Consider the following 5,612-nt stretch of genomic DNA (forward strand, 5'->3'; position numbering starts at 1 on the left):
GGGCAACGGGGCCCGTCGGCGGCGGGGTCAGTCGCGTTTGCAGATGCGGTCGAGGAGATTGGCCGTCGCCCGCTGGATGCGGGGCTCCACATGGCCGGGGCGGTCCAGCGCGGGGGACCACGCGAAGGTTCCGGCGGCGAAGACCAGCGCGCCGCTGGGTGCCCGGTACAGCGAGGTCTCCTGGTGCCGCGGGTTTCCCTCGGCGTCCTCGTACGGCGAGTGCGCGAGCAGAATGCGGTGGTCGTGGTCGGGCAGCGCCGTGCGCGGGAAGTAGCGGTCGGCCTCCCCGGCCACCAGCCCCGGGATCTCGTCGCCCTCGCCGGTGCCGGTCGCGTCCCACAGCCAGTGGTCCGCGTTGCGGACCACCAGCGGGGACGGCTCCGGCACCCGGCCCGCGTACTGGATGCCGAGCAGCTGCTGCTCGGGCCTGCCGAGCTCGCGCCACAGGGCGGGCCTGCCGGGGCCGCGGCGCTTCCGGCAGGTCAGCAGCCGGTCGGGGATCCCGGAGGGGGAGGGGGACAGCTCCACCTGCCAGTACATGGTGTTGGCGGAGAGGAAGACCAGCGAGGTGCCGTTCTCGCGGGCGAGCTCGACGGTGCGGCGCATGGCGGTCGACCAGTACTCGTCGTGGCCGGGGAAGACCAGGCCGCGGTAGCGGGTCGGGTCGACGCGGCCCGCGTGCAGGTCGCGGGCGTCGGCGTAGGCGACGTCGTAGCCGTACCGCTCGGCCCAGCGGATGAAGTCGTAGGCGTGCCCCACGTGCAGCGGCAGGCCGGCGCCCGCGTAGGGCCGGTCGAAGGAGACGGTGACGGCTGCCTCGTCCTCGCCGAGCAGCCGGCCGTTCTCGTCCCAGGCGTGGTAGAGGCTGGCGCCGGTCCGGCCGTCCTCAGGGAAGAGGTTGTACGCCTGCCAGGTGATGTCCGGGAGCAGAAGCAGCAGGTCGGCGGGGTGGTCGTCGCGGACGGTGAAGGGAATGTGCGAGCGGTGGCCGTCGGCGGTGGTCAGCACGGCGACGTACGCGCCAACCGACCAGTAGGTGGGCACCTGGAGACGCCAGGACAGCCACCAGTGGTGGCAGGAGACCGTACGGTCGGCGGTGAGCGGGGGTGGCTGGACGATCCCGGAGAGCCGGGGACTGGTGGTGATCTTCGCGGCGCCGTCCCCGCCGTAGTGGCCGATCCGGTAGATGTCCACGGAGAACTGCTGGGGCGGATCCACGGCGACGTGGAAGTCGATGGCGTCGCCGGGGGCGACCGCACCGGTGGAGACGAAGCCCTTGATCTGAAAGTGCACGTCGTCCGCGCTCCGCGGGCCGCTACCGCCGCTGCTGCCGCGTGGCTGCGGAATCCTGCGTCCGGCCGCGCCGCCGGCCCGGCCGGGGGCCGCGACGTCCGCGTCCGCGGCATCGACGTACCAGGGGACGACGTGGCCGGTGTCGTCGAAGTACGTCTCGCTGCCGCGGAGCCAGGGGAGCGGGCCCTGACCGAAGGGATCCGTGACGGCGTGCGCGAGGGCCCCGGAGTCCCAACGCCGGATGTGCTCCGTAGCCATACGCTCCCCTCCTCGGTCCCCCACCGATGCCCCGCGTCCGCCTGCCGGCGATCGCCTGCCCGCAGGCGCGCCGGGGCCGGACCGGTCCCAGCACATCACATAACGCACGCACTCCGTCACCGTTCGTCGTGAATTGGCGCGTGCGGGATGTTTTCCGGCCACTGGGGCGGGTTGGACGGTCCCGGACCGGGCCGCGGAGCCCTGTGGCCGGAGGGACTCCGGACCCGGCCGGCAGGGGCGCGGGTCCGCCCGCGGGGACGCCGGACGGCCGGTAGGGGGAGCGGGTCCTGACCGGACCGGGCTCAGACGAGGCGGACGGGCTTCTCGGCGCGGACGCCGACGGTGCTGAGCCAGCTGCGCAGCGGCGTCGCGTCGCCGTCCTCCACGAGTGTGAGGACGCGGGGGGCCAGGTCTGCTATCCGCTCGCCGGCGACCAGCAGGGAGGGACCGTCGAGCCAGTCGAGGCCGGGAGCGGCTCCCGCCGTGTCGACGGCCGCGCAGCAGACCATCGCCGTCACATGGTCGACGAGGAGTTCCCGCCCGCTGCGGGGCGGCTGCGGCGGGAAGACCGGCATCAGGCCGGCGCTCTCCCAGTCCTGGTCGGCGGGCCCGGGCGCGGGCGGGCGGGGCCCGGCGGCCTCCTCCCTGGCGACCTCGGCGCTCAGCCGGGCCGCCAGCTCCGCCTCGGCGCTGCCGCCTGCCGTGCCGGTGGTGGCGACGCGATGCGGCGTCGCGTCCGGCACCTCGTCGGCGTTGACGGCGGGCAGCCCGGCGTCCGGCATGCCGTCGGGGGCGTGCGGCCCGCCCGGTGCGGCACCAGCCCGCCGGGGCTCCGGTGCCGCGGCGTCTCCGTGCACTCCGGCGACCGGCGGACCTCCGGTGCCCGGCGTACCTCCCGTGCCCGGGACGGCCTCGGCGCCACCGGCACCGGTCCCGTCAGCACCGGTACCAGCCACACCGGTCCCGTCAGCACCGGTACCAGCCACACCGCTCTCACCGGCACCGGCTCCGTGCTCCAGGCGGCGGATGACCCGGTCAAGGGTCGGGCGGTCCTCCGGGCCCGGGGCGTGCGCGGGGTGGTCCGCTCCGGGCCGGCCCATCGTGTCGAGGACCGCGTGCAGCCGGGCGGCCTCCATGCGCCACTTGCGGTCCACGACCTCCTCCGGGTACTTCTGCCAGTCCACCGGGCACCAGTCGGGTCCGGGCTCCGCGGGAGCGCCGTGGAAGAGGCGCGCGGCGAGCAGGGAGGCGGCCTCGTCGACGGCGCCGGGCTCCTCCAGCAGGTCGCAGGCCGGGCGCTCGCCGAGCCGGGAGGCGAAGCCTTCCGCCAGGCGGTCCCTGCGTGACAGTTCGGTGAGGGCCGAGACGACCCCCGCGTCGAGCCGGGACGGCCAGCGGCCCATGCGCCACGCGGGCAGGGCGACCCTGGTCAGCAGCCGGTCCCAGCCCGCATAGGCCAGCCCGACCTGCTCCTGGGCGACGATCCGCAGTCCGTAGTCCACGTCCTGCGCGCGCTCGGCGGAGGCGACGGCGACCCCTCGTTCCATCTCGGCGGCGTGCACCCGGCAGCTGCGCAGCAGCAGCCGGGCCACCCACCCGACGAGTCCCAGCGCGGCTGTGCCGAGGAGGCCCCTGCCGGGCTTCGCGGCCTCGGCCACGGCGGCGTCGAGACCGCGTACGAAGCGACGTGCGGCTGCTATGTCGGGATGGGCCGAGGGCCCCGTACCGGCGACGACGGGCGCGAGGACGGCGCGCAGTTCGGCGACCCGCATCCACCACAGGAAGGGCGAGCCGATGACCAGGACGGGGGCAACGGGCCCTTCCCCGTCGACCGGGCCGGAGCGGGCCCGGCGGCCGGACAGGTGCGAAGGGCCGGTGCCCTGGCGGACCGACGGCGGGCCGTGCGCCGGGTGCGTACGGTCCTCCAGCCAGCTGTCGCAGTCGGGGGTGAGAGCTATGGCCGAGGGCGCGGGCACGCCGAGCCGGTCGGCGAGATCGCGCACCAGACGGTAGAGGTCGGGGGCCGACTCCTCGCGGATCGGCACGGTGGGGCTTACTGCGGGCCTGGCCCGTACGACGACGAGCCCGACGCCGGCGGCGGCCAGCAGCACGAGCACGGCCAGGGTCGTCACCGCCCAGCGGGCGGGGTCCCAGGCACCGCCGAGGCGCCCGGTGGCTCCGCCGGCGAGCAGGACGACCGCGACGGCCGCGGGCAGCAGGGCGACGGCCAGCGCCCGGCTGCGGACACGCAGCACGGCCATGGCCCGCAAGCGCGCGGCCTGCGCACCCGCCTCGTCGCCTCCCACCATCCCGCTCACGACCGGAGATCACCCCCTGCTGGCCGTCTCCCTCCGAGGAAGACGGCGCCGGACGCCCTGGCGTTGCTCATTCCCCCACTGTGGCACCCACCGGTGACATCGCAATGTCAGTGGGCCAAGTGCCGGAACGCTTGCGCGGCACCCTAGTTGGGGCGCCGACGTGCGTCAGCAGGATGGGCGATCGCTCACCCGATGGAATGGCGTTGGGCAGAGGTGGCTGACACGCGGGGGTGCCGCGGCCGCACGGGTCCTCAGGGGCCGCCGTGCGGCGGGCCACCGGCGGGCCGCGGGACTACTGGGCTTCGGCGGCGGCCTTGGCCGCGATGTCGGTCCGGTACTGGGAGCCGTCGAGCCGGATCCGGGCCACGGCGCGGTACGCGCGCTCGCGGGCCGCGGCCAGGCCGGCCCCGGTCGCGGTGACGGAGAGCACCCGGCCCCCGGCGCTGACCACGGCCGCGCCGTCCCTCTTGGTGCCCGCGTGCAGGACGTACGCGTGCGGGGCGTCCTCGGCCGCGATCTCGTCGAGGCCCTCGATCGGGTCTCCCGTACGGGGGGTGCCCGGGTAGTTGTGCGAGGCCACGACGACCGTGACCGCCGCCTCGTCGCGCCACTTGAGCGGCGGGACCAGGTCGAGCGAGCCGTTGGCGGAGGCGAGCAGCAGCCCGGCGAGAGGGGTCCGCAGCCGGGCCAGGACGACCTGGGTCTCGGGGTCGCCGAAGCGGGCGTTGAACTCGATGACCCTCACGCCGCGCGAGGTGATCGCCAGACCGGCGTACAGCAGCCCGGAGAAGGGCGTACCGCGGCGGCGCAGCTCGTCGACGGTGGGCTGCAGGACGGTCGCCAGGACCTCCTCGACCAGCTTGGGGTCTGCCCAGGGGAGCGGGGAGTACGCGCCCATGCCGCCGGTGTTGGGGCCCTCGTCGTTGTCCAGGGCCCGCTTGAAGTCCTGGGCGGGCTGGAGCGGGACGACCGTCCGGCCGTCGGTGACGGCGAAGAGGGAGACCTCGGGGCCGTCGAGGAACTCCTCGATGACCACGCGTTCGCAGGCGAGGGCGTGCTGCCTCGCGGTGTCGAGGTCGGGGGTGACGACGACGCCCTTCCCCGCGGCGAGACCGTCGTCCTTGACGACGTAGGGCGGGCCGAAGGCGTCGAGGGCCTCGTCGATCTCCTGGGGGGTGGTGCAGACATAGCTGCGGGCCGTGGGCACACCGGCCGCCGCCATGACGTCCTTGGCGAAGGCCTTGGACCCTTCGAGCCTGGCTGCCTCCCGGGACGGCCCGAAGCACGGGATCCCCGCCGCGCGGACGGCGTCGGCGACACCGGCGACGAGCGGCGCCTCGGGGCCGACGACGACCAGCTCGGCGCCGAGCCGCGTGGCAAGCGCGGCCACGGCCTCGCCGTCGAGGGCATCGACCGTGTGCAGCGCGGCCACCTCGGCGATGCCCGCGTTGCCGGGGGCGCAGTGCAGTTCGGTGACGTCGGGATCGAGCGAGAGGGAGCGGCACAGGGCGTGTTCGCGGGCGCCGCTTCCGATGACGAGGACCTTCACAGGTGCAGCCTAGCCCGCGCGGCGGGCGGCGCCCTGTGCGGTCCGCCCAGTGGGCCCGAGCTAGTGCCGCGTCAGCCAAGGTTCGCCCCGTCGCGACGCCCTGCACGGCACTCCCCCGCAGCCCTCCGGGCGCGGGAGGTACCCCCACGCTGCGTTGGCCGAAAGCCCGAGCAGGCCCACTACGAGGGCTTCCG

At 75.2% G+C, this 5,612-nt stretch carries 3 protein-coding genes; all 3 read right to left on the minus strand.

The window, feature by feature from the left end:
• Positions 1–27: 27 nt before the first annotated feature.
• On the minus strand, positions 28–1,551 hold the full coding sequence (locus tag GUY61_RS33655) for a N,N-dimethylformamidase beta subunit family domain-containing protein (protein WP_166634115.1): 1,524 nt from the start codon (positions 1,549–1,551) through the stop codon (positions 28–30).
• 302 nt (positions 1,552–1,853) lie between these two features.
• A complete protein-coding gene (locus GUY61_RS33660) occupies positions 1,854–3,860 on the minus strand; it encodes a hypothetical protein (protein WP_166634117.1) in 2,007 nt (668 codons plus the stop codon).
• Positions 3,861–4,161: 301 nt separating this feature from the next.
• On the minus strand, positions 4,162–5,418 hold the full coding sequence (gene purD / locus GUY61_RS33665; RefSeq protein WP_166634116.1) for a phosphoribosylamine--glycine ligase: 1,257 nt from the start codon (positions 5,416–5,418) through the stop codon (positions 4,162–4,164).
• Positions 5,419–5,612 lie beyond the last annotated feature (194 nt).

This window comes from Streptomyces sp. GC420, assembly GCF_009916105.1.
Classification (GTDB): Bacteria; Actinomycetota; Actinomycetes; order Streptomycetales; family Streptomycetaceae; genus Streptomyces.